The following is a 22,604-nucleotide window of genomic DNA, read 5'->3' on the forward strand; positions in this document are numbered from 1 at the left end:
CGTCTTCATCTCTTTTATGCAATTCTTCCATTTTAATTCTTAAATAATAAAACCATGATTACACGTAGAGATTTTTTTAAAATAGCAGCAGCAAGTGGAGCTTTAGCTTCTGTCGGACAAATTGTAGAAGCAAAGTCAACAATACAATCAGCCGTTCCCGACGAAGGATTCTGCCATGAAGGGGCGCGTAAGATTCCGGTGATTGCAGAGGTAGACCTTGTGGTCGCGGGCGGAAGTTCGCGGGCAATTGCCGCGGCTGCTGCCGCAGCGAAAACGGGTAGCCGGGTTTATTTAGTTGGTTACATGCCTTATTTGGGTGAAGACATATGCGGCTCACATCTCTACGAACGGGAAGCAGAAGAAAAATTGCAGACGGCACTTGCACGCAAGCTCTTTCCGGGGAAAAATTTCCCGACCCCGCTGCATATAAAGAAAACATTGGAAGACGAATTGATCGACAACAATGTCCAGTTCCTTTACAGCAGTTATGTAACGAATGTACTGACGGACCCGTCCGGAAAACCTGCGGGAGTCGTGATCGCGAACCGTTCGGGCAGACAGGCCATCCGTTGTAAAGCGATTATCGATGCGACACACAATGCTTCCGTTGCAGGACTATTAGGAGCGGAACGTAAACCTTTTACCGCAGGTACGCAGGAATTCTGCTATACCGTAGTAGGAAATACCAAAAAAGAAGCACCGGAAATTATCCTGGCCGAAGGATTATCCCAGCCCATTAAGGTTGGCGAGAAAAGCTATCCGGTCACCCGCTATACATTCCGTTTACCGCTCAAAGACGACTCGTATGCATCACTGGCCGAGGTCGAACAGATCATCCGCAGCCGGACATGGGATATCGAGCAGGTCGATAGCTCGGATCTGCTCTGGTATATTCCGAAACAAACGATTGACAGCGAGAAAGCATATAACGGGAATCCGGTTTCCTTGCGCAAGTTACCAATGCAAGCGTTTAAATCAAAAAATATAGCAAACCTGTGGGTACTCGGTCCCTGTGCCGAAATACCAAGAGAACTGGCAACCCAAGTGATGCGTCCCGTTCCAGCTTTATTCATAGGAGAGATGATGGGAGAAATGGTTGCCGGACAGATAAAGGATATACCCGTACCGGCTCAGGTCACTGTCCGTCAACTCAAAGTAAATGCTTCGAACTACGGACAAACGGGCGAACTGCTTTCCCCGCTCCGTCCGTCTCTGCAAAAGGGATTCGTCGACTCTCCGTCAGGCGCACTCCCGATTTTAGGCAGCTACGACGTTATTGTGATGGGAGGTGGCACAGCAGGTGCTTCCGCAGGAATATCCGCAGCCAAACAGGGAGCCAATACATTGGTATTGGAATACTTGCACGGGCTTGGAGGATTAAGCACACTGGGTATGATCGGAGTCTATTGGGACGGGTTCCGGGGCGGATATACCGCTCATATAGACAAGAGTGTCCTGGCAATGGCACCCAAAGACCACCCAAGACAACCCAAAGGGGAAGGCCGCTTCCCCGCCGACTGGAAGATGGAATGGCATCGTAAAGAACTGCTACAGGCAGGAGGCAAACTCTGGTTCGGTGTGATGGGATGCGGGGCTTTGACAGAAGGAAACCAGGTAAAAGGAGTCGTAGTCGCCACCCCCTTCGGGCGAGGTGTCATCCTATCCAAAATATTGATAGACAGCACAGGAAGTGCAGACATAGCTATTGCCGCCGGTGCATCATTCGATTATACAGGTAAAAAAACAATCGCCGTACAAGGTGCGGGAACCGGCAAATGGGCACCGGGTGACTATTACAACAATAACGATTGGTTATTCGTTGACGACACAGATATCCTGGATGTCTCACGCGCTTTCGTCCAAGCCAAGACAAAACTGCAAGGACAATACGATCTGGTCAAAATCCCTCAAACACGCGAACGTCGGCGGGTGATCGGAGACTACATCATATCGGTATACGACGTGATAAACCATCGCCGCTATCCCGACACGATTTCTTATCACAAAAGCTCGTTCGATACACATGGCATGATCATAGACCCGCTCTTCATCCTGAACCCACCGGAAAAACGGCATATGATCTACGACGCAGATGTTCCGCTGCGCAGTCTTCTGCCTAAGGGATTGGAAGGGATTCTGACAACCGGCCTGGGAGCAAGTGCGCACCGGGATGCCATGCCGGTGATCCGTATGCAGCCCTGCCTGCAAAACCAGGGATATGCAGTCGGCTACCTTTCCGCCCTATGTGTCAAAGAAAATAAATCTCCGCGCAAGATAGATATCAAAAAGGTGCAGCGTCACCTGGTCGAGATCGGGAATTTGCCGCAACGGGTGCTGACGGATAAGGAGTTTAAAGGGTTCAGTAATTCCGAGATGAAGAAGGCTATCGCCAGTGTGACGGATAATTATAAAGGGCTCGAAATATTGTTGACCGATCCCGAACGTTGCATACAGCTCGCCGGCAAACAAATCGCCGGAGCCACTATGCCGGAAGAGAGAGTGATCCTTGCCAGCATCCTCTGTATCTTAGGACAAGGGAAACACGCTTCGGTACTGGCTGAAGCTATCCGCCAATATAAAGACTGGGACGAGGGCTGGCACTACACCGGGATGGGACAATTCGGGATGTGTCTCAGCCGCTTGGACGCCCTTATCACCGCGTTGGGATACTCTCGCGAAACATCCGTCCTTCCCACCGTACTGGAAAAGGCAAAGAAGTTGGAACCGGAAGACTATCTTTCTCATTTCCGTGCCATCGCTATGGCCACGGAAGCAATAGGCAGCCGAGAAGCGGTTCCCCAACTGGCAACCATGCTGACGACACCGGGTGTACGGGGGCATTCGATCCTTTCCTACACCGAAGCGCGCAGCAAAGCCGTTCCCGATCTCAACGACACATCTACCCGTAACCTCGCGTTGAAGGAATTGCATTTGGCAAGAGCCCTTTACCTATGCGGCGACCAGGACGGTATCGGGGAAGAAGTACTCCGCCGGTATGCCAACGGCCTGCAAGGCCACTATGCACGTTACGCACAAGAAATATTAAACAGTAAATAGCAATTTATGAGAAAGAAAACACTTGTATTCTCCCTCCTTTTAGCCTGTGCGACCGCTTTTGGCCAGTCGTCCTACGACCTGGTGATCGTCGGGGGTAATCCCGGAGGGATCATGGCAGCTATCTCTGCCGCCCGGATGGGGAAAAAATCAGTGATACTCGAACGTACCCGCTATGTCGGCGGACTTCCCGCCAACGGACTCGGAGCAACCGACATCGCTACCCGTGCCGCAACGACCGGCCTGTTCCGTGAGTTTGTGGACGCAGTGAAGCAACACTATATCGACACCTACGGTCCTGCTTCCGAGCAGGTGAAAGTATGCAGCGACGGTTATCATTTCGAACCCTACGTCGGAGCACGCATCTTCCAGAAGATGCTCGACGGACAGAAGGACAAGATCACGGTCCTGATCATGCGTCAGTTCGATGCCGAAGATGAAAACATAGTCATGCGCAATAACCGCATCGAAAAGATCCGCATCCTGAACCGGGAAACCGGAGAGATGGAGGAATATACCGGTTCGGTATTCCTGGATGCCACCTACGAAGGTGACCTCGGAGCCGCTGCCAGCGTTCCTTTCCGCGTAGGGCGCGAAGGGAAAGACGAGTTCGGCGAACCTGGAGCCGGACGCGTCTACAAATATTGGGGCGGTCCGGAAGGGGATGGCAGCACGTTCAAGAAAGACAATGCCGTGCAGTCCTACAATTACCGCCTCTGTCTGACCAACAATCCGGAGAATCGCGTGCCCTTCACCAAGCCGGCCCGTTACAATCGCGAAGATTATGCCTCCATCGTGGAAGATGTCTGGACCGGACGCAACACGGATGTCGCCATGCAACGCGTGACATCCGAAATGATGGAAGAGAACCGGAAGCATATCAAGGCCGGCAACCCCTCCAAACTTCCGGGTGACAAATGGGGGATCGCCAAGATTACCAATATCGTCCATGTCCCGAATATGAAGACGGACGCCAATAACCAGCACGGCGTGTTCGTTTCCACCGACCTGCCTGAGGAGAACTGGCCCTGGCCCACTTCTTCGTGGGAATGGCGCGACAAGTTCGCCCAACGTCTGCGTGAATATACCGAAGGTCTTTTCTGGTTCGTCCAAAACGATCCCGAACTGCCCACCCACTTCCGCAAAGCGGCAAAAGAATGGGGCCTTTCGAAAGACGAATATGTGGACAACGGGCATTTCCCACGCCAGGTCTACGTTCGTGAGGGCCGTCGTTTTGAAGGCGCATATTTCTTTACCGCCAACGATGCCATTCCGGTAACGATCGGTAGCCGCCCACCCATCCACGAAAGCAGCATAACGGCCAGCCATTATGCGCTGGATTCGCATGCGGTGCGGAAAAGAGAAAAAGGAAGGGCGCATCTGGACGGCTTCTTGAGCTATCCGTCGGCAGTATATACAGTCCCCTATGGCGTGATGGTCCCGAAAGAGGTGGACAACCTTCTGTTGCCCGTCCCGGTTTTGGGTTCGCATATCGGATTTTCCACCCTGCGCATGGAGCCCTGCTGGATGGCGATGGGACAGGCCGCCGGTATCGCTTCAGCCCTTTCGATCGACGGAAAGGTAAAGGTGCAGAACATCGACCTCTCCCGCCTGCAGGACAAGCTAATCGACCAGAAAGTGACGCTTATGTATTTCAAGGATGTGGATTACACGAGTCCTCACTTTCGCATGGTGCAGTATTTGGGACTGCGAGGTTACCTCCCCGAATGGACTGCACGTTTGCAGGAGCCGGTGGATGCAGCGACTCTGGCCGCCTGGAAAAAACTGAGCGGAACGGACCTGCCGGGCATAGAAGCCGGGAAGACGACAAGATTAGCGGCTTTGGATATGATTTATCGGAAAATAAAATAATCTAAAAGGAAGTGTGTCAAAACCATCTATGGATATAAAAAAAGTCCGTTAATCATTCGACTAACGGACTTCTCTTTTAGTGGGCGTTGACGGATTCGAACCGCCGACCCTCTGCTTGTAAGGCAGATGCTCTGAACCAGCTGAGCTAAACGCCCGAATTGAAATCAAATTGGTATAAAAGAGTGGGCGTTGACGGATTCGAACCGCCGACCCTCTGCTTGTAAGGCAGATGCTCTGAACCAGCTGAGCTAAACGCCCAAGTTGAAATCAATTGGATATGAAAGGTGGGCGTTGACGGATTCGAACCGCCGACCCTCTGCTTGTAAGGCAGATGCTCTGAACCAGCTGAGCTAAACGCCCTTTCATTACTTCAGTAAGTTTTGTACGCCTTATCTCTCTAAAGCGCTGCAAAGATACGGCTTTTTTTATTACCTCCAAATGTTTCTATGAAAAAGTTGAAAAAAAATTCATTACTACCATTTAATCTGAAGAAATGTAGTAACTTTGCATCTCTATATTATTAATGTATATAAGTATTCGATATCGTAGGTATATCGCCCGGACACTAAGGGATATAGGTGTATAAACTAAATGAGTATGGTATTTTCAACACTAACTGCCATATCGCCCGTAGATGGGCGGTATAGAAATAAAGCCGAGAACCTGGCGGCTTACTTCTCAGAATATGCACTTATCAAATATAGAGTGCGAGTAGAAATAGAGTATTTTATTACTCTGGCTGAGTATCTTCCACAGCTGAATAGCCTGGCTACAGTGGAGAATAAAGAAGCGTTGCGTAAAATTTATCAGGAGTTCAGTCTGGAGGACGCAACCCGTATTAAGGAGATCGAGAGCGTAACTAACCATGATGTAAAAGCTGTTGAATATTTTATCAAAGAAAAATTTGATCTGCTGGCTTTACAGGATTATAAAGAGTTTATTCATTTCGGGTTGACTTCGCAGGATATTAATAATACTTCCGTTCCATTGTCTATCAAAGATGCTTTGGATGAAGTTTATTATCCGGGGATTCAAGAAGTGATCGACATGTTGAAAAAGTATGCTGAGGACTGGAGCGATGTTTCTATGCTGGCAAAGACGCACGGACAACCGGCTTCTCCTACCCGTTTGGGAAAAGAGATTATGGTATTTGTATATCGTCTGGAACAGCAGGTGGCTTTATTGAAGGCAATTCCTGTTTCTGCCAAGTTTGGCGGTGCGACAGGTAACTTTAATGCACACCATGTTGCTTATCCGCAGTACGACTGGAAAGCATTCGGAAATAAGTTCGTGAATGAAGTTCTGGGGTTGAGCCGTGAGGAATGGACTACACAGATTTCCAATTATGATAATCTGGCAGCTATTTTTGATGGTTTGAAACGGGTTAATACTATTTTGATCGACCTGAACCGTGACTTTTGGCAGTATATCTCTATGGAATACTTCAAGCAAAAGATCAAAGCGGGTGAAGTCGGTTCATCGGCAATGCCTCACAAGGTGAATCCGATCGATTTTGAAAATGCAGAAGGTAACCTGGGAATGGCGAATGCAATCCTGGCACACCTGGCTACGAAGTTGCCGATCTCCCGTTTGCAGAGGGATTTGACAGATTCTACCGTATTGCGTAACGTCGGTGTGCCTTTGGCCCATATCGAAATCGCATTCAAAAGCTTAACAAAAGGGTTGGGTAAGTTGTTATTGAATGAGAACGCCTTGTACCGGGATCTGGATAATTGCTGGGCTGTCGTTGCTGAAGGTATTCAGACGATTTTGCGTCGCGAAGGATATCCGAAGCCGTATGAAGCCTTGAAAGCCTTAACCCGGACAAATGAAGGAATCACTGAAAAATCAATCAGTGACTTTATTGAAACGCTGCAGGTTAGTGATGTAGTGAAAGCTGAATTAAAGGCGATTACGCCGCATAATTATACAGGTATTTAGTGTGAAGAAAATAGTGTAGCCGTGAGGTTACCAATTAGTTAATTATTTATTAATTTACAACAATGAGCACAGAAGAAAGAGAAGAATCTCAACCGCGTCCTAGAAAGGTGATACCAAGTATCAGACGGGAAAACACAGATCAGGAAGGTGAAAGAAGACCTTACAATCAAGGTTACAGCAGACCTGAGGGAAACAACTATGAACGGAGACCATATAACCAATCAAGCCGGGATGACCGCGGTGGTTATAATTCTTATGGTGATAACCGCTCTTCTTACGGAGACCGTCCGAGTCGTCCTCGGACGTATGACAACCGTGAAGGGGGTTATAATAGCAGACCTTCTTATAACAACCGTGACAACAATCGTGGTGGTTATGGTAATTCAAATCGTGAAGGAGGTTACAATTCAAATCGCGAAGGGGGTTATAACAGCCGTCCTTCTTATGGTAACAATCGCCCTTCTTACGGTAATGACCGTTCGTATGGTGGTGGCGATCGTCCTTTTAACCGTCCTTCTCGTCCTAACTATGACGAAAGACCGGGCAGAGCCTATTCTGCTTCTCCGGAAGGTGAAGCTGGAGGCGACGGCATGAAGAAAAGAAGACCGAGAGTAGGAGACACACGTGTCAATTCTTACGACTCTCGTGATAATCGTGGCGGTGGCCGTCCTTCATACGGTAATAATAACCGTGGAGGTGGTTACGGAAACAACGGAGGATATGGAAACAGACGTCCGGGTGGCCCGCAACGCCGTACGAACGATTACAACCCGAATGCCAAATACAACTTCCAGAAACAGTTGAAGTATAAGGAAGTATTGGCTGACCCTAACGAACCGATCCGTCTGAACAAATTCTTGTCTAATGCAGGTGTTTGCTCACGTCGTGAAGCTGACGAATTTATTACAGCTGGTGCTGTAAAAGTAAATGATGTAGCGGTTACTGAATTGGGTACGAAAATTACCCGTCAGGATAAGGTTGAATTCAACGGTAAACCTGTGCAGATCGAAAGCAAGGTATATATCGTACTGAATAAACCGAAAAACTGTGTGACTACATCTGATGATCCTCAGGAACGTCTTACCGTTATGGATCTGGTGAAAAATGCTTGCCAGGAACGTATTTACCCGGTAGGCCGCCTGGACCGTAACACAACCGGTGTATTGCTTCTTACTAATGATGGTGACCTGGCTTCGAAGCTGACTCACCCGTCATTCAAGAAAAAGAAGATCTATCACGTTTGGTTGGATAAGAACGTTTCTATCGAAGACATGGAAAAGATTGCTAACGGACTGGAACTGGAAGACGGTGAAATCCATGCAGATGCAATCAGCTATGCCAGTGAAGACGATAAGAGCCAGGTGGGTATTGAAATCCACTCGGGACGTAACCGTATCGTACGTCGTATCTTCGAATCGCTGGGATATCATGTAACGAAACTGGATCGTGTATACTTTGCCGGACTGACTAAAAAGATGCTCGGACGTGGAAAATGGCGTTATCTGAACGAACGTGAAGTTAACGCACTCCGGATGGGTGCTTTTGAATAATATTAAGATTAGCCGGTAGTCAATACCGGCTATCTTGTTTTGATTATCTAAGAATAAACATATAAACATGGAAACAATTACTAGAACAAAAATTGTAGATGTACTGAAAAGCGAAGCTTACGGTACGACCGTTAATGTGAAGGGGTGGGTTCGTACCCGCCGTGGTAGTAAACAGGTTAGCTTTATCGCGCTGAATGACGGTTCTACAATAAATAATGTTCAGATCGTTGTGGATGTGGAAAAATTGGGTGAAGAGTTCCTTAAACCGATTACTACCGGTGCTTGTATCAGTGTGAACGGTGAATTGGTAAAGTCACAGGGACAGGGCCAGAATGTGGAGATCCAGGCAACTGAAATTCAGATTTACGGTACTGCCGATCCTGCTACTTATCCGTTGCAGAAGAAAGGCCATTCACTGGAATTTCTTCGTGAGATAGCTCATTTGCGTCCGCGTACCAATACCTTTGGTGCTGTGTTCCGTATTCGCCATAATATGGCGATTGCTATTCACAAGTTCTTTCATGAAAGAGGTTTCTTCTATTTCCATACGCCGATCATTACAGCTTCCGATTGCGAAGGTGCCGGACAGATGTTTCAGGTAACGACAATGAATCTGTATGATTTGAAGAAGGACGAGAACGGTTCGATCATTTATGAGGATGATTTCTTTGGCAAACAGGCGAGCCTGACGGTTTCAGGTCAGCTGGAGGGTGAATTGGCTGCCATGTCTTTAGGTTCGATTTATACTTTCGGACCGACATTCCGTGCCGAAAACTCCAATACTCCGCGTCATTTGGCTGAGTTCTGGATGATTGAGCCGGAGGTTGCTTTCAATGAAATCGCAGAGAATATGCAACTGGCTGAAGATTTTATCAAGTATTGCGTGCAGTGGGCTTTGGATAACTGTATGGAAGATATCCAGTTCCTGAACAATATGTTTGATAAGGAATTGATCGAACGTTTGCAGTTTATCCTGAAACATGACTTTATCCGCCTGCCTTATACGGAAGGTGTTAAGATTCTGGAAGAGGCTGTTGCAAAAGGACATAAGTTCGAATTCCCTATTTTCTGGGGTGCAGACCTGGCTTCAGAGCATGAACGTTATCTGGTGGAAGAGCATTTCAAATGTCCGGTTATCCTGACTGATTATCCGAAAGAAATCAAATCTTTCTATATGAAGCAGAATGATGACGGAAAGACTGTTCGTGCTATGGACGTTTTGTTCCCGAAGATCGGTGAGATTATCGGTGGTTCACAGCGTGAAGAGGATTATGAGAAACTGACACGTCGTGCAAAAGAAATGGGTGTGCCTGAGAAAGATATCTGGTGGTATCTGGATACCCGCCGTTTCGGTACAGCGCCTCATTCTGGTTTCGGCTTAGGGTTTGAACGTCTGCTATTGTTTGTAACAGGTATGACAAACATTCGTGACGTGATTCCTTTCCCGAGAACTCCGAAGAATGCAGAGTTCTAATAAAGTATTCCGGCAGTAGCCGGAAGCTTTCATAAATAGAAAAAGGCTTTTGAATCAGATTCAAAAGCCTTTTTCTATTTATTCGTCATCCAGATCGATCGGTATCTGTCTCTTAAATGCTTCTTTAAAGGAGATCAGAGATTCTGTCCGTGCCAAGCCCAACGGCTGTAGTTTGTTGTGGATAATGCTTAGCAGATGCTGGTTGTTCTTTGCATATATTTTGATGAACAGATCATATTGTCCGGTTGTATAGTGGCATTCCACTACTTCCGGTATTTTCTTCAATGCTTCTGTTACAGTAGGAAATTGTCCCGGTGATTTTAGGAATAGCCCCATATAAGCACAGGTTTCGTAACCAACTTTTGTATTATCTACGATGAATTCCGACCCTTTGATAACACCGAGATTGGTGAGTTTTTGTATTCTCTGGTGTATAGCGGCTCCTGAAACATTGCACTCTCTGGCAACTTCAAGGAAAGGCATGCGAGCATTCCCTATGATTAGCTTCAATATTTTTTCGTCCAATTCATCCAGTTGATGGTGTGCCATAATTTCTGTATATTTGTATTTCTGTTATTCTATATAATTACAATTACATACAAATATAATCAAACTATAATAATTAGACGATATAATTCGTTCAATTATTTTATTTCGTAAGTTTTCTTTTATTAATCTATCAATTTATAAGAGTATGAGTTCAAGTGCAGTAATCGAATGCAGGATGGTGAAAGATTTTTCCGATCCTTTATTGGATAAAGTAGAAAAAACATATAATGATTCCTTTCCGGAAGCCGAGCGACGGGCGTTTTCCCTGGTGAGAGAATTGGTAAAGGAGGAACCCCGCTTCACCGTTTACACATTATTTAAAGATGGGGTATATGCCGGTTTTATTACAGCCTGGCGTTTTGCGGCATTTATATATGTGGAACATTTTGCTATCGATGCTTCCGCCCGTAACGGTGGAATAGGTGGGGAGTCTATGAAGCAGTTTATGGCGCTTTGCGGCGCTCCTGTTGTTTTGGAGGTGGAAATACCTGCCGACGAGATGAGTAAGCGCAGAATCGGCTTTTATGAGCGTCTGGGGTATGTGTTGGATAACCATGTTTATTTCCAACCTCCGTATCGCCCGGGAGAATCCTTGTTGGAAATGCGGTTAATGACTCACGGGCAGATCGACTTGAGCAAGTCGTTTGAGGAGGTGAAAGATAATCTTTACCGGTATGTGTATGGTGTTCAGGAATAGAAGGTGAATTTAATCCAATAAAAAAGGCAGAACGTTTAGTCCTGCCTTTTTTGTTTATTATTGAATTAATTAGTCAACACTTTGTCTTGCTGAATAACTAATCTTCAATGCGTATGCTTCACGAAGCGCCTGTTTTACGTCTGTGATAACACCCATCTTCGTCTCTTTGTCGGCTTTGATGGATACAGTCATAAATGGCTGATCTTCCTCTTTCATACTTGACTTTTCCTGTGCGATGTAATCTTGAATCTCGTCAATGTCCGCGATTTGATCGTTTAACTGTACACGAGTTTCAGAACCCATCTTTGCTCTTAATTCCTGTGTTGGTTTACCTACATAAATGAATGTTACCAAAGATTTCTTTTCCAGTTTCTGAAGCTCAGTAGCCTGAGGTGCCTGGAAAACTACTTTTAGAGTAACTTCACGCATAGATGTTACCATCATGATAAAGAACAAGAAGGCAAATACCAAGTCAGGTAATGATGAGGTATTTAATTCGGGCATTTCTCTTCCGCCCGCTTTACTAAATTTTCCCATTATTTTTTGCCTCCATAATTTTTAGGTTCTGCTTCTGATATCTTTTGAGGATAAATCATCTGCACAGCCTTTTGTTGGTCTTCATCCAAATCAGCGAAAGCTTTGCCAAATTTCTTTTTAGAAACCTCGTCTCTCAGTTCGTTATAGGCTCCAGCCAATTCGTTCTGAACGTCGATGTAAGCCTGATATTCGGTACCACGGTCGTTCTGCAAAGAGATAACATGATTTTTTGTTACCATCTGCTTTCCGAAGTAAGGTACGTCCACTTCAGTCTTTTCGGGCATATGCTCGTCGTTATAAGGATTTTCAATGAAAGTTCTAACCTTTTCTCTCAGTTGCTTAATATCAATGAATTCATTATTACAGAGAATCTGGTTGTTACTGTTGATCAGTACGACCAGGATATTTCTCTTTTTGATATCCATCTCTTCATTTTTTTTCTGATCTTTGGGTACAGGAGGCGGCAAACGTCTTGCCAAACCTTTATCTGTGTCCATTGAAGTAGTAATAAGGAAGAAGATAAGCAACATGAAAGCAATATCGGCTGAAGAAGTCGCATTCATTGCGGGCACTTTTCTTTTCTTTTTTGCCATATCACTTTTTTTGTTTTATCGGATTCGTTATTACTATTATCTATTAAGCATTCTTTTTACAGAACCGGCAGCAACAGCAATGATGATTAAAATCATCAAAATAGCTGAAGAATAAATCCACATGTCTGTAACTTTCAACCAGAAAGGAATATTGTATTCCTGTGAGTCAGCATTCAAACCTTTCAAAGGTGTTGCGTCACCCATAGAATAAGTAATGAACATCATTGCAGCGAAGAAAATGATAACAATGAATGATGCCAATGCTGATTTCGGACTGGTTTTCAATAATGACGTAAATTGCCAAAGAGCAAATATAACTGTACTAACAATTGTAATGAAAAACAATACAGTTGTCCAGTTAAGCAATAAGCCTGTATAGATAGGCTCTTTCATTTCAACAGAAGGGTCAACGACGCCTCCTGCGTAGAACATACCCAATACAACAAGACTGATAATAGAGGTAATCAGTAATGTCCAGCTGGATACTTTTCTTATTTTAGTAACTGCCATAAGTCTGAATTATTTTTTGAATTTAAGGTTGTATTTGATAACCATGTCGATCAAAGAAATAGAAGCATCTTCCATCTGGTTCAGGATAGCTTCCAGTTTGCTCAACAAATAGTTATAGAATACCTGAAGGATCAAAGCTACAACAAGACCACCTACAGTTGTGATCAAAGCCACTTTCATACCACCGGCAACAACCGTCGGGCTGATATCACCAACCTGTTCGATTTTGTCGAACGCCATAACCATACCTACTACAGTACCCAAGAATCCTAATGACGGAGCCATAGCGATAAACAATGTGATCCATGACATGTTCTTTTCCAAAAGACCACCCTGTACACCACCGTAAGAAACGATAGATTTTTCAACAACATCAATACCCTGATCGATTCTCATCAAACCCTGGTAAGCGATAGATGCGATAGGACCTCTAGTATCACGAGCGATAGCTTTTGCGCCTTCTACATCACCTTTATCAAGGGCATCTTCAATACCTTTTAATAATTTGCTTGCATTAGTTTCAGCTAAGTTCAGATAAATAATTCTTTCAAGGCAGAAAGCCAAACCGAAAATCAAAGCGATAGCAACCAAACTCATGAAGTCGGCACCACCTTCAATAAACTTAACTTTTAAAGCCTGATACATGCCACCTTCAACAACTTGTTCAGTAGCGTCCTGAGCGAATGCCACAGTAGAAGTTCCAAGGGCGCAAATACCCAAGAATGTTTTTGCAAAATACTTTTTCATTGTGTGTTTAATTTTTAAGATTAATAATTCTCTTATTTGTTTTTATTTTTGTTGTTAATAAATTCCCCATGGTACTTATGCGGAGAGAGCGGGATTCGAACCCGCGATACACTTTAGGCGTATACACGCTTTCCAGGCGTGCCTCTTCAACCACTCGAGCATCTCTCCAATTTTCAGCCTTTGTCTCCTCTAAAACGAGCGCAAAATACGAAAAAAATCCCATATGCAAACGTTTCAGTGCACAAATCTAAAGTTTTTGCTTGACATATACACAATATCTGACGTAATAAATTTTGCTTCCGACCTGAAATTTTGAAACTAAGCCTTTTTATTTGGAATTTTGAATAAATCCAATGCATTTTTTCTTGTAATTTCTACGGTTTCATCAAGCGGAAGGCCGAATGTGTCCGCTACCTTCTCAGCCGTTTTCCATATGTATACAGGCTCGTTTCGTCTACCTCTGTAAGGTACCGGAGCCAGGTATGGAGCGTCGGTTTCCAGTACGATGTGATTGATGTCACTGCATTTGATCGTATCTGAAAGTTTGGAGTTTTTGAATGTAATGACTCCGTTAATTCCCAGTTTGAATTGTTCTAATTTTTTTATTTCTTCCAGATCATCTATGGTACCGGTGAAACTGTGGAAAACGCCTTTTAATTTGTCTGCACCGACTTTATGGATGCTATCCAATACCTCCGGATAAGCTTCACGGGTATGGATCGCTACCGGCAGATCCAGGTCGATGCTCCATTTTAGCTGCTCCTCAAAGACTATTTTTTGTTCTTTCAGGTAGGTTTTATCCCAGTATAGGTCGATCCCGATCTCTCCGATACCACAATAAGGTCGTTTTCCCAGATAAGATTCTGTTATTTTTAGATTCTCTGTGTAATGTTCGTCCACGCTGGTCGGATGCAAGCCCATCATCGGATAGGCAAAATCCGGAAAACGGTCGCACAAATCGTGCATCCGTTCAATGGTGGCGACATCTACGTTGGGGAGCAGGATGGTGTCGATGCCTGATTCCCGGGCAATATGAACCAACTCCTCCTGTTCCGGGTCGAACTCTTCCAGGTACAGATGGTTATGCGTATCTATGAGTTTCATTTTTAAGACTGGCGGTACATTAAACGGTTACTTACATCTTTCAAAATGGTCAACTTCTCTGGGGTTACGTTGAGTCTCGATAAATGATCCATTGCCTTGTCGTAATATCCCTGCATTTTAACAGTGGTGATATCTTTCAGATGTAATTCATTATATATGGCTGTGACTGCTTCGATTTTCTCTGCAGGAATGAATTGTGTTTTGCCGATCCAGTTGTTGAGGGTCGCTTTTTGTTCAGGTGAAGCCAATTCAAACGCATGTATCAATAAAAAAGTCTTTTTGTTGCAAGTGATATCACCGCCGATATTTTTACCGAATGTGGCAGTATCTCCGTACACATCCAATAAATCGTCCTGCAGTTGGAATGCGAGTCCGATGTTTATACCGAAATCATACAGATTGTCGGCATCTTCTTTGGATGCACCACCTATGATAGCTCCGATTTTCAGGCTGCAGGCAAGTAAAACGGCTGTTTTTAACCGGATCATTTCAATGTATTCCGGTTCGGTTACGTCTGTCCGTGATTCAAATTCCATGTCATATTGTTGTCCTCCGCATATTTCAAGGGCAGTCTCGGTGAACAGGTCGAATACTTCTTTTAAGCAGGAGGGTTCTGTTTTTCCTATCAACTGATAAGCCGCGATCAGCATGGCATCTCCGGAAAGGATGGCCGTATTGTCATTCCATACTTTGTGGACGGTAGGCTTGTTTCTTCTTTTGTCAGCTCTATCCATCAGGTCGTCATGAAGCAGTGTGAAATTATGGAACACTTCAATACCCAATGCAGGATAGATGACATTGTCAATATTTTCCTGATACAGATTACAGGCCATTAAAGCGAGTGCCGGACGGATCCTTTTTCCTCCCAACGATAGGATATATTCAATCGGGTCATATAAACTTTTAGGAGGATATTCAAAACTCAGTTGTGAAATCTCATGTTCTACTTTTTGTAGGATCTCGTTGAAGGATAACATATAAATATTGAATTAGGAATGAGACGAAATAAAAAAGGCTGCAAATCTACAGCAGCCTTTTTTAGTATGTTTAAAAATAATTATTGCAATCTGAAAGTAACGGGTACGGTATATTTAACACGTACAGGTTTACCTCTCTGCTTACCAGGAGACCATTTCGGCATGGTGTTGATCACACGGAGAGCTTCTTTATCCAAAGAAGGGTCTACACCACGGATTACTTCTGCGTCAACGATTGAACCGTCTTTGTTAACAACGAATGAACAAGTAACACGACCTTGGATACCGTTTTCCTGTGCAATAACCGGATATTTGATGGATTTAGCAAGGAACTGCAATAAAGCACCCTGTCCACCCGGGAATTCCGGCATTGTTTCTACAACGGTAAAGATCTGTTGAGCAGATTCTTCTTCTTCTTCAACGACTGCAGGAGCTACATAGGCTTCTACCTGTGCAGAACTCTGGTCGTCCTCAGATGAGATGATATCCACTTGGTCCAATTCCACGTCATCGTCCACAATGTTCAGCTGTTCTACGGTAGCCGGTGCTGGTGGAGGAGGTGGAGGAGGAGGCGTGTCCTCCGGTCTTGTAATTTCAATTTCTTCTTCAGCGATGATATCAGCTACGCCTTCATTTTTGACTACCTGAATATCACGGGTTCCCCATTCAAACCCAACGAACAAAACGGCCAAACCAACAACCATACCCATCAGGATACCGAGTGTTTTGCCACCTTCTAAGTCCGCTTTCGGTGATTTCTTAACTTCCATACTTCTATAATGTTTAAAGATGTGTTTTCCTATGCTGCAAAAATACAAATTATTTTATATCCTGGTTGAAAAAGGGAAAAATACTTCTATATTTTCACTTTTTTTTGAACCAAAATAAAAATAACTGTGTTTATATACCTTTTTTCGGTTTTTTCCGTTTCTCTTTATGGAATATATTATAACTGCATTTTATCTTTGTACGCATTTTGTTAAGAAAATATGAGACATACATTAATTATATTGTTCTTTTCTTTCGTTTTACAATCGGTCGCGGCTCAATCCGGAGATCAGGTATTTGAATTTTTAACTTTACCTTCTTCTGCCCGGGCTAATGCTTTGGGAGGGCATACCGTGTCGCTGGTAGAGCGGGATCCGTCCCTTATCTTTCATAACCCGGCTCTGCTCGGCGGTGAAATGGACGGAATGATCAATCTGGACTATATGAACTATATCGCAGATATCAATGTGGGAAGCGCTTTGTTCACCAAAGCATTCCGCGAACGTGGTGCATGGGGGGCCGGAGTCCATTATTTCCATAACGGGAAATTTAAAGGGATGGATGAAAACAATCAGTCGACAGGCGATTTTACTGCGAACGATATCGCATTGAACGGTTTCTTTTCCTATGATCTGTCCGAACGCTGGCGGGGGGGAATTTCCATGAAGTTCCTTTATTCCAATTATGATACCTATACGTCATTGGGATTATGCTTCGATGCCGGATTAAGTTACTATAATTCGGAAAAAGAATTTTCATTCGGTGTCGTATTGAAAAATATCGGAGCCCAGTTGAAGCCCTATTATGAGGACCGGCAAAAAATGCCGTGGGATATCCAGATGGGTATTTCCAAAAAGATGAATCACGCCCCTTTGCGTTTGTCGCTGACAGCCATGTATCTGAATCGTTGGAAATTCGATTATATAGATAATGCCGATAAAGATTACGAAGGTGATAATTTTGCCAAAGCATTATTCAAGCATCTGGTGATCGGTATCGATTATATACCTAGCGAAAATTTCTGGATTGGCGTCGGTTTCAATCCGAAGACAAAGATGGATATGAAATTGCAGGGAGGCGGAAGCGGTCTGGCCGGTTTTTCCGCCGGTGCCGGAGTCAAAATAAAAATGTTTGATGTCGGTGTCTCTTTCGCAAAATACCATCCGTCGGCTATGTCGATGATGGTGAGTGTTTCGACGACATTGGCCGATTTTAAACCTTAGGAAATATAAATAACGATAAGCATGAAAAAGATAGTAATTGCAATAGATGGTGTTTCTTCCACGGGAAAAAGCACTATGGCAAAAGATTTGGCAAAAGAAATAGGTTATACATATATCGATACGGGTGCCATGTATCGCGCCGTTACACTATATTGTATCCAGCATAATTTGTTTAAAGACGGTCGGATAGATGAAGAGAAACTTCAGGCATCGATGGGGGATATCCATATATCACTCCGTTTTAATCCGGAAACCGGCCGTCCGGACACTTACCTGAATGGGGTAAAGGTTGAAAAGGAGATCCGGGGGATGGAAGTTGCCAAATGGGTCAGTCCGGTGGCTACTTTAGGATTTGTCCGCCGTGCACTGGTTGCCATGCAGCAGGAAATGGGGAAAGAAAAAGGGATTATCATGGATGGCCGGGATATCGGTACGGTAGTATTCCCTGATGCCGAATTGAAGATTTACGTAACGGCCAGTCCGGAAGTTCGTGCACAACGTCGTCTGGATGAATTGAAAGCCAAAGGCGAAGCGGCTTCTTTTGAAGAAGTACTGGATAATGTGAAAACACGTGACCATATAGATTCCACCCGTAAAGAGAGTCCGTTGCGTCAGGCGGATGATGCTGTCGTACTGGATAACTCGGACATGACTATCGCTGAACAAAAGGCATGGCTTCTTGTTCAATATAATAAAGCTGCTGCCGAATAAGATGGTAGAAACAATAGGTTATTTTTAAGAATGATTGAAGTCGAAATAGATAAAGGTTCAGGGTTTTGTTTTGGAGTGGTTACAGCTATCGAAAGTGCTGAACGTGAATTGGACAATACCGATATATTGTATTGTCTGGGAGATATCGTGCATAACAGCCTGGAGGTGGAACGGCTTCGGGAACAAGGATTGCGGACTATCGGGCATGATGAATTTTCTACACTGAAAGGAAAGAAAGTCTTGCTTCGTGCACATGGCGAACCTCCCTCCACTTATGAGATTGCAAAGCAGAATAATATAACGATTGTAGATGCTACCTGTCCGGTGGTGCTTCAGTTGCAGAAAAAGATACATAAATGTTACCAGGCAACCCGTGAAAATAATACCCAGCTGGTGATATATGGTAAAAAAGGTCATGCAGAGGTGAATGGGTTGGTCGGACAGACGGAGGGTACAGCCATCGTGATCGAAAAGATTGAAGATCTGGACCGCCTGGATTTCAGCCGTGATATCTGTCTCTTTTCCCAGACAACGAAGTCGTTGGACGGATTCCGTAAGATCGTGGAAGAGATATATCAGCGAAAGGCGGAAGGTACCCGTTTTGAATATTACGATACGATTTGTCGCCAGGTGGCAAACCGTTTACCGAATATAAAAGCATTTGCATCCAGCCATGACTGGGTCTATTTTGTAGCAGGCAAAAAGAGTTCAAACGGTAAGATGCTGTTAGAAGAATGCCGGAAAGCGAATCCAAATACCATTTTCATTTCGGAGGTGAAAGAGATCACTGAGCCGCTCCCTGCCGGTGTCCGCCGTGTAGGGGTTTGCGGAGCTACATCGACCCCGAAATGGTTGATGGAAGAGGTGGCAATCCGTATCCGGGAACTGAATGCAGACCGCTGATCAGACGGTTAAGATTTCATGAAGTTTAAGGAAAAATGAAAGATTGTTGGCAAATAATTATTATTTTTGCCGCGAATAATTTAAAATAAAGACGATATGTCTACTATTAAATGTATTGGCATTTTAACGTCCGGAGGTGATGCTCCCGGAATGAACGCTGCCATCCGTGCAGTGACGCGTTCCGCTATCTATAACGGGATGAGAGTTAAAGGTATTTTCCGAGGATACAGAGGGTTGATTACAGGTGAGATTGAAGAATTCAAAACACAGAATGTAAGTAACATCATCCAGCGTGGTGGAACAATATTGAAAACCGCTCGTTGTATGGAGTTCAAAACTCCCGAAGGCCGTAAGCAGGCATACGACAAGTTGGTGGAAGAGGGGATCGACGCCCTGATCGCTATCGGTGGTGACGGAACATTGACCGGTGCACGTATTTTTGCACAGGAATTCAATTACCCGATCGTCGGAGTTCCGGGTACGATCGATAATGACCTGTATGGTACGGATGTAACGATCGGTTATGACACGGCCCTGAACACAATTATGGAATGTGTGGATAAGATCCGCGATACGGCCACTTCCCACGATCGCCTTTTCTTTATCGAAGTGATGGGACGTGATGCCGGTTTCCTTGCACTGAACGGTGCTATAGCCTCCGGCGCAGAAGCGGCTATCATTCCGGAGATTTCTATGGAAAAAGACCAGTTGGCGGAAATGATCGAAAACGGATTCCGCAAATCAAAGAACAGTAGTATCGTATTGGTGGCAGAAAGTGAAGTGACCGGCGGAGCTATGGGGGTTGCCGAACGTGTGAAAACAGAATATCCGCAATTCGATGTACGTGTATCTATCTTGGGGCACTTGCAGCGTGGTGGTTCTCCTACGGCTCAGGATCGTATCCTGGCAACCCGTATGGGAGTCGGTGCGGTCGATGCTTTGCTGGATGACCAGCGTAATGTCATGATGGGTATCCAGAATGACCAGATCGTATATGTCCCATTCTCGAAAGCCATCAAGAATGACAAACCGATCAACCGTGATTTGCTGAATACACTGCGTGTGTCTTCTATTTGATCCGGACTGACGAAAGAATATGAAAAAGCCCGTCGAATCGTTTGATTTGACGGGCTTTCTTTTTTATTATTCGGTAGATCTTATTTCTTCGATAAGTTTTCGAGGAACAGATCCATCATCCTTTTGGCTGCAACGAACGAGCTGATCTCGTTATTCAGCACCTGCTGTTCCGTCTGTATCAGCATACCTTCTACAGCCGGATTATGATAGAATGTTTCCCGTAATGTATCGTTGATACTTTCGTACATCCAATACTTGGCCTGTTCATTTCGTTTGAAGTTGAAATAACCGTTCTTTTTGGTGAACTCCATGTACTCGCCGACCATATCCCAGATTTCTTTGATGCCTAAGTTGTAGTAACCCGAATAAGTCAATACTTTGGGGAACCATCCTGAATCGGCAGGTGGAAAAAGATGTAGCGCATTCCTGAACTGGGCAGCGGCCAGTTTGGCTTTTTCGATATTATCGCCGTCAGCCTTATTGATAATAATGCCGTCAGCCATTTCCATGATACCGCGTTTAATCCCTTGTAACTCGTCTCCTGTTCCTGCCAGCTGAATAAGAAGGAAGAAATCGACCATCGAATGAACGGCCGTTTCGCTTTGTCCGACACCGACTGTTTCCACAAATACAGTGTCGAAACCGGCAGCTTCACACAACACGATCGTTTCACGTGTTTTACGTGCCACACCACCCAAGGATCCTGCGGATGGGGAAGGACGGATAAAAGCATTCTTTTCGCGTGATAAAGCCTCCATGCGGGTCTTGTCCCCCAGGATACTGCCTTTGGAACGTTCGCTGCTCGGATCGATAGCCAGTACGGCGAGTTTGCGCCCTTCCTTGATAAGGTGCATACCAAAAACATCGATAGAGGTACTTTTTCCGGCACCAGGAACACCGGTAATACCGATACGGACCGATTTGCCTGCAAACGGAAGACATTTTTCAATAATCTCCTGTGCCAGTTGCTGGTGTTCATATTTAGCACTCTCGACCAGCGTAACCGCCTGGCTGAGGATTGTTATATTTCCTTTCAGTATCCCTTCGACAAACTCGGAAGGGGTATATTCTTTACGTTGAAGTCTTTTTTTGAGGTAGGGGTTTACAGTCGGTACATCGGCTACTCCCTTGTTTACCTTTAATCCTCTGTAAAGATCGTCGTTTTCGGGATGTTCCATATCTTTTTATTTTTCTGCTGTTACCTTTACGAGGCGAACAGGACCGTTCGGGTCATTACATACTATATTTACCAGTGCTTCCAGTTTCGTCTTTATTTCTTTCGGACGAACTGATATCTTGAATGTAGCCGTTGTTCCCGGTTTTAATTCTTTCTTTCCTCCTGAAATATCGATCCGTTCATCATCGCAAGTGAAACTATGTATGATAAGCGGGGATTTTCCGGTATTCGTTACTTCTACAGTGCCGGTCACTTTGCCTCCGATCAGCGGAATGAACCCGCCTTTTTCCGGTAGCTTACCGAAATCGAGCAATGTTCCTGACAATTGGGCAACCGGAGCCTGTGCCTTTTCTGCAGCAGTCAGTTTACCGAAGTTGTCGATAATATTGGCCGCTACATGTATCTTTCCGTCGACTTCGTTTTTCTGTCCGATACTTTCGATTGTCAAAGGTATTTCTGTCGTAACCCTACCTTTTCTTTTTACTGCTTTGGCATCGAATAACAGAGTAATTTCCCCCACTTCGTCCGGAGCCAGTTGGGTCGGGCGAATCTCGACGGTCAGGTAATGAGGCACTTTGCCCTGACGGATCGTCAGAGTAGTCTTTCCTTCATTCTTGACATTGATCTTTTCTCCCAGTGTTTCGTCGGGACGAACGCTGCTGTACAGTATTGTTTTAGTCTGCATCTTCAGGTCGCCTATCGAATAAGGGAAGATCATAAGCGGTATAAGCGGTTTCGGTGTCACGTTTCCTTTGATTGCCAGCGTGTAGCTGCCTTTCTTTCCATTGCTGAATATGGATACCGTCTTGTAGAACGGACCGGGGCGGCCTTTGGGATTGTAGGTAACCTTGACATTTCCGGTTTTTCCCGGAGCGATCGGCTCTTTTGTCCATTCAGGCTGTGTACAACCGCAAGAAGCAGTAACACGGGTGATGACGAGCGGGCCATCTCCCGTGTTCTTTATTTCAAAAGTATGACTTGCCGGTCCGTCAGCTTCGGCAATTGTTCCGAAGTTGTACGTCAGTTCGTCTGCACTTATCTGGGCTCCATTCTGTGCAGCTATATGCGCCGTGAACAGGAATATGCTGCAAAGAATAAAGCTCAGTCTTTTCATATTCAGCATTCTTTGTTTTTAGTTTA

20 protein-coding genes and 4 tRNA genes are annotated in these 22,604 nt (G+C 44.9%); 10 read left to right on the plus strand and 14 right to left on the minus strand.

Features of this window, described 5'->3' with window-relative positions; all coding sequences use genetic code 11:
- Positions 1–54: 54 nt before the first annotated feature.
- Positions 55–3,057 carry an FAD-dependent oxidoreductase gene (locus IEY67_RS06475; protein ID WP_183668814.1) on the plus strand — a complete coding sequence of 1,001 codons (3,003 nt, stop codon included), beginning with the start codon at positions 55–57 and terminating at the stop codon, positions 3,055–3,057.
- Between the two features lie 6 nt (positions 3,058–3,063).
- Positions 3,064–4,926: an FAD-dependent oxidoreductase gene (locus tag IEY67_RS06480; RefSeq protein WP_183668816.1), complete on the plus strand. Its 1,863-nt coding sequence runs from the start codon at positions 3,064–3,066 to the stop codon at positions 4,924–4,926.
- Positions 4,927–5,006: 80 nt separating this feature from the next.
- Here IEY67_RS06480 and IEY67_RS06485 read toward each other — a convergent pair.
- The 3 genes from IEY67_RS06485 to IEY67_RS06495 form a co-directional block, all read right to left on the minus strand.
- Positions 5,007–5,081, minus strand: a tRNA-Val gene (locus IEY67_RS06485).
- Positions 5,082–5,109: 28 nt separating this feature from the next.
- Positions 5,110–5,184: transfer RNA gene (locus IEY67_RS06490), tRNA-Val, on the minus strand.
- A 27-nt stretch (positions 5,185–5,211) separates the two neighbouring features.
- Positions 5,212–5,286: transfer RNA gene (locus IEY67_RS06495), tRNA-Val, on the minus strand.
- A 237-nt stretch (positions 5,287–5,523) separates the two neighbouring features.
- Here IEY67_RS06495 and purB point away from each other — a divergent pair.
- The 3 genes from purB to asnS all read left to right on the plus strand — a co-directional run bounded on the left by purB (position 5,524) and on the right by asnS (position 9,891).
- The gene (purB, locus tag IEY67_RS06500; protein ID WP_122373913.1) at positions 5,524–6,867 is read left to right on the plus strand and encodes an adenylosuccinate lyase; all 1,344 of its coding nucleotides are present in this window, start codon (positions 5,524–5,526) and stop codon (positions 6,865–6,867) included.
- 62 nt (positions 6,868–6,929) lie between these two features.
- A complete protein-coding gene (locus IEY67_RS06505) occupies positions 6,930–8,417 on the plus strand; it encodes a pseudouridine synthase (RefSeq protein WP_122354767.1) in 1,488 nt (495 codons plus the stop codon).
- Between the two features lie 67 nt (positions 8,418–8,484).
- Positions 8,485–9,891 (plus strand): asparagine--tRNA ligase, encoded by a 1,407-nt coding sequence (asnS, locus tag IEY67_RS06510; protein ID WP_122373544.1) that lies wholly within the window; start codon positions 8,485–8,487, stop codon positions 9,889–9,891.
- 78 nt (positions 9,892–9,969) lie between these two features.
- Here the strand turns inward: asnS and IEY67_RS06515 are convergent, their stop codons facing one another.
- Positions 9,970–10,440, minus strand: coding sequence for an Lrp/AsnC family transcriptional regulator (locus IEY67_RS06515; RefSeq protein ID WP_122354771.1), 471 nt, complete (start codon positions 10,438–10,440; stop codon positions 9,970–9,972).
- A 145-nt stretch (positions 10,441–10,585) separates the two neighbouring features.
- Between IEY67_RS06515 and IEY67_RS06520 the strand changes: the two genes are divergently transcribed.
- Complete coding sequence (locus tag IEY67_RS06520) at positions 10,586–11,137, plus strand: GNAT family N-acetyltransferase (RefSeq protein ID WP_122373543.1); 552 nt, start codon at positions 10,586–10,588, stop codon at positions 11,135–11,137.
- Positions 11,138–11,206: 69 nt separating this feature from the next.
- Here the strand turns inward: IEY67_RS06520 and IEY67_RS06525 are convergent, their stop codons facing one another.
- From IEY67_RS06525 to IEY67_RS06560, 8 genes are all read right to left on the minus strand, one after another.
- Positions 11,207–11,674, minus strand: coding sequence for an ExbD/TolR family protein (locus tag IEY67_RS06525; protein ID WP_122373542.1), 468 nt, complete (start codon positions 11,672–11,674; stop codon positions 11,207–11,209).
- Positions 11,674–12,267 (minus strand): biopolymer transporter ExbD, encoded by a 594-nt coding sequence (locus IEY67_RS06530; protein ID WP_122373541.1) that lies wholly within the window; start codon positions 12,265–12,267, stop codon positions 11,674–11,676. The genes IEY67_RS06525 and IEY67_RS06530 overlap by 1 nt, the downstream gene beginning before the upstream one ends.
- A gap of 36 nt (positions 12,268–12,303) precedes the next feature.
- Positions 12,304–12,777: a hypothetical protein gene (locus IEY67_RS06535; protein WP_122373540.1), complete on the minus strand. Its 474-nt coding sequence runs from the start codon at positions 12,775–12,777 to the stop codon at positions 12,304–12,306.
- A 9-nt stretch (positions 12,778–12,786) separates the two neighbouring features.
- Positions 12,787–13,524, minus strand: a complete 738-nt coding sequence (locus tag IEY67_RS06540) for a MotA/TolQ/ExbB proton channel family protein (protein ID WP_122373539.1) — start codon at positions 13,522–13,524, stop codon at positions 12,787–12,789.
- A gap of 80 nt (positions 13,525–13,604) precedes the next feature.
- Positions 13,605–13,692: transfer RNA gene (locus tag IEY67_RS06545), tRNA-Ser, on the minus strand.
- A gap of 150 nt (positions 13,693–13,842) precedes the next feature.
- Positions 13,843–14,628: a TatD family hydrolase gene (locus IEY67_RS06550; RefSeq protein ID WP_122373538.1), complete on the minus strand. Its 786-nt coding sequence runs from the start codon at positions 14,626–14,628 to the stop codon at positions 13,843–13,845.
- Positions 14,629–14,630: 2 nt separating this feature from the next.
- A complete protein-coding gene (locus tag IEY67_RS06555; protein ID WP_122373537.1) occupies positions 14,631–15,605 on the minus strand; it encodes a polyprenyl synthetase family protein in 975 nt (324 codons plus the stop codon).
- Between the two features lie 80 nt (positions 15,606–15,685).
- The gene (locus IEY67_RS06560) at positions 15,686–16,375 is read right to left on the minus strand and encodes an energy transducer TonB (RefSeq protein WP_122373536.1); all 690 of its coding nucleotides are present in this window, start codon (positions 16,373–16,375) and stop codon (positions 15,686–15,688) included.
- 219 nt (positions 16,376–16,594) lie between these two features.
- Here IEY67_RS06560 and porQ point away from each other — a divergent pair, with 219 nt between their 5' ends.
- From porQ to pfkA, 4 genes are all read left to right on the plus strand, one after another.
- Entirely contained in the window at positions 16,595–17,596 is a 1,002-nt protein-coding gene (gene porQ / locus IEY67_RS06565) for a type IX secretion system protein PorQ (protein ID WP_122373535.1), read from the plus strand.
- 21 nt (positions 17,597–17,617) lie between these two features.
- Entirely contained in the window at positions 17,618–18,307 is a 690-nt protein-coding gene (gene cmk / locus IEY67_RS06570; protein ID WP_122373534.1) for a (d)CMP kinase, read from the plus strand.
- Positions 18,308–18,337: 30 nt separating this feature from the next.
- A complete protein-coding gene (locus tag IEY67_RS06575; RefSeq protein ID WP_122354793.1) occupies positions 18,338–19,210 on the plus strand; it encodes a 4-hydroxy-3-methylbut-2-enyl diphosphate reductase in 873 nt (290 codons plus the stop codon).
- Between the two features lie 96 nt (positions 19,211–19,306).
- A complete protein-coding gene (gene pfkA / locus IEY67_RS06580) occupies positions 19,307–20,287 on the plus strand; it encodes a 6-phosphofructokinase (protein ID WP_122354795.1) in 981 nt (326 codons plus the stop codon).
- Between the two features lie 80 nt (positions 20,288–20,367).
- Here pfkA and meaB read toward each other — a convergent pair whose 3' ends face one another.
- The gene (gene meaB / locus IEY67_RS06585; RefSeq protein WP_122354797.1) at positions 20,368–21,465 is read right to left on the minus strand and encodes a methylmalonyl Co-A mutase-associated GTPase MeaB; all 1,098 of its coding nucleotides are present in this window, start codon (positions 21,463–21,465) and stop codon (positions 20,368–20,370) included.
- 6 nt (positions 21,466–21,471) lie between these two features.
- On the minus strand, positions 21,472–22,587 hold the full coding sequence (locus tag IEY67_RS06590) for a DUF1573 domain-containing protein (RefSeq protein ID WP_183668818.1): 1,116 nt from the start codon (positions 22,585–22,587) through the stop codon (positions 21,472–21,474).
- Between the last annotated feature and the right edge of the window lie 17 nt (positions 22,588–22,604).

Origin of the sequence: Parabacteroides faecis (genome assembly GCF_014647375.1) — a bacterium.
Lineage (GTDB): Bacteria > Bacteroidota > Bacteroidia > Bacteroidales > Tannerellaceae > Parabacteroides > Parabacteroides faecis.

Bases quoted from the DNA above. Each gene is read 5' to 3' on its own strand.
- IEY67_RS06475 (WP_183668814.1), top strand. From the start codon at position 55: ATGATTACACGTAGAGATTTTTTTAAAATAGCAGCAGCAAGTGGAGCT.
- IEY67_RS06480 (WP_183668816.1), top strand. From the start codon at position 3,064: ATGAGAAAGAAAACACTTGTATTCTCCCTCCTTTTAGCCTGTGCGACC.
- purB (WP_122373913.1), top strand. From the start codon at position 5,524: ATGGTATTTTCAACACTAACTGCCATATCGCCCGTAGATGGGCGGTAT.
- IEY67_RS06505 (WP_122354767.1), top strand. From the start codon at position 6,930: ATGAGCACAGAAGAAAGAGAAGAATCTCAACCGCGTCCTAGAAAGGTG.
- asnS (WP_122373544.1), top strand. From the start codon at position 8,485: ATGGAAACAATTACTAGAACAAAAATTGTAGATGTACTGAAAAGCGAA.
- IEY67_RS06515 (WP_122354771.1), bottom strand. From the start codon at position 10,440: ATGGCACACCATCAACTGGATGAATTGGACGAAAAAATATTGAAGCTA.
- IEY67_RS06520 (WP_122373543.1), top strand. From the start codon at position 10,586: ATGAGTTCAAGTGCAGTAATCGAATGCAGGATGGTGAAAGATTTTTCC.
- IEY67_RS06525 (WP_122373542.1), bottom strand. From the start codon at position 11,674: ATGGGAAAATTTAGTAAAGCGGGCGGAAGAGAAATGCCCGAATTAAAT.
- IEY67_RS06530 (WP_122373541.1), bottom strand. From the start codon at position 12,267: ATGGCAAAAAAGAAAAGAAAAGTGCCCGCAATGAATGCGACTTCTTCA.
- IEY67_RS06535 (WP_122373540.1), bottom strand. From the start codon at position 12,777: ATGGCAGTTACTAAAATAAGAAAAGTATCCAGCTGGACATTACTGATT.
- IEY67_RS06540 (WP_122373539.1), bottom strand. From the start codon at position 13,524: ATGAAAAAGTATTTTGCAAAAACATTCTTGGGTATTTGCGCCCTTGGA.
- IEY67_RS06550 (WP_122373538.1), bottom strand. From the start codon at position 14,628: ATGAAACTCATAGATACGCATAACCATCTGTACCTGGAAGAGTTCGAC.
- IEY67_RS06555 (WP_122373537.1), bottom strand. From the start codon at position 15,605: ATGTTATCCTTCAACGAGATCCTACAAAAAGTAGAACATGAGATTTCA.
- IEY67_RS06560 (WP_122373536.1), bottom strand. From the start codon at position 16,375: ATGGAAGTTAAGAAATCACCGAAAGCGGACTTAGAAGGTGGCAAAACA.
- porQ (WP_122373535.1), top strand. From the start codon at position 16,595: ATGAGACATACATTAATTATATTGTTCTTTTCTTTCGTTTTACAATCG.
- cmk (WP_122373534.1), top strand. From the start codon at position 17,618: ATGAAAAAGATAGTAATTGCAATAGATGGTGTTTCTTCCACGGGAAAA.
- IEY67_RS06575 (WP_122354793.1), top strand. From the start codon at position 18,338: ATGATTGAAGTCGAAATAGATAAAGGTTCAGGGTTTTGTTTTGGAGTG.
- pfkA (WP_122354795.1), top strand. From the start codon at position 19,307: ATGTCTACTATTAAATGTATTGGCATTTTAACGTCCGGAGGTGATGCT.
- meaB (WP_122354797.1), bottom strand. From the start codon at position 21,465: ATGGAACATCCCGAAAACGACGATCTTTACAGAGGATTAAAGGTAAAC.
- IEY67_RS06590 (WP_183668818.1), bottom strand. From the start codon at position 22,587: ATGCTGAATATGAAAAGACTGAGCTTTATTCTTTGCAGCATATTCCTG.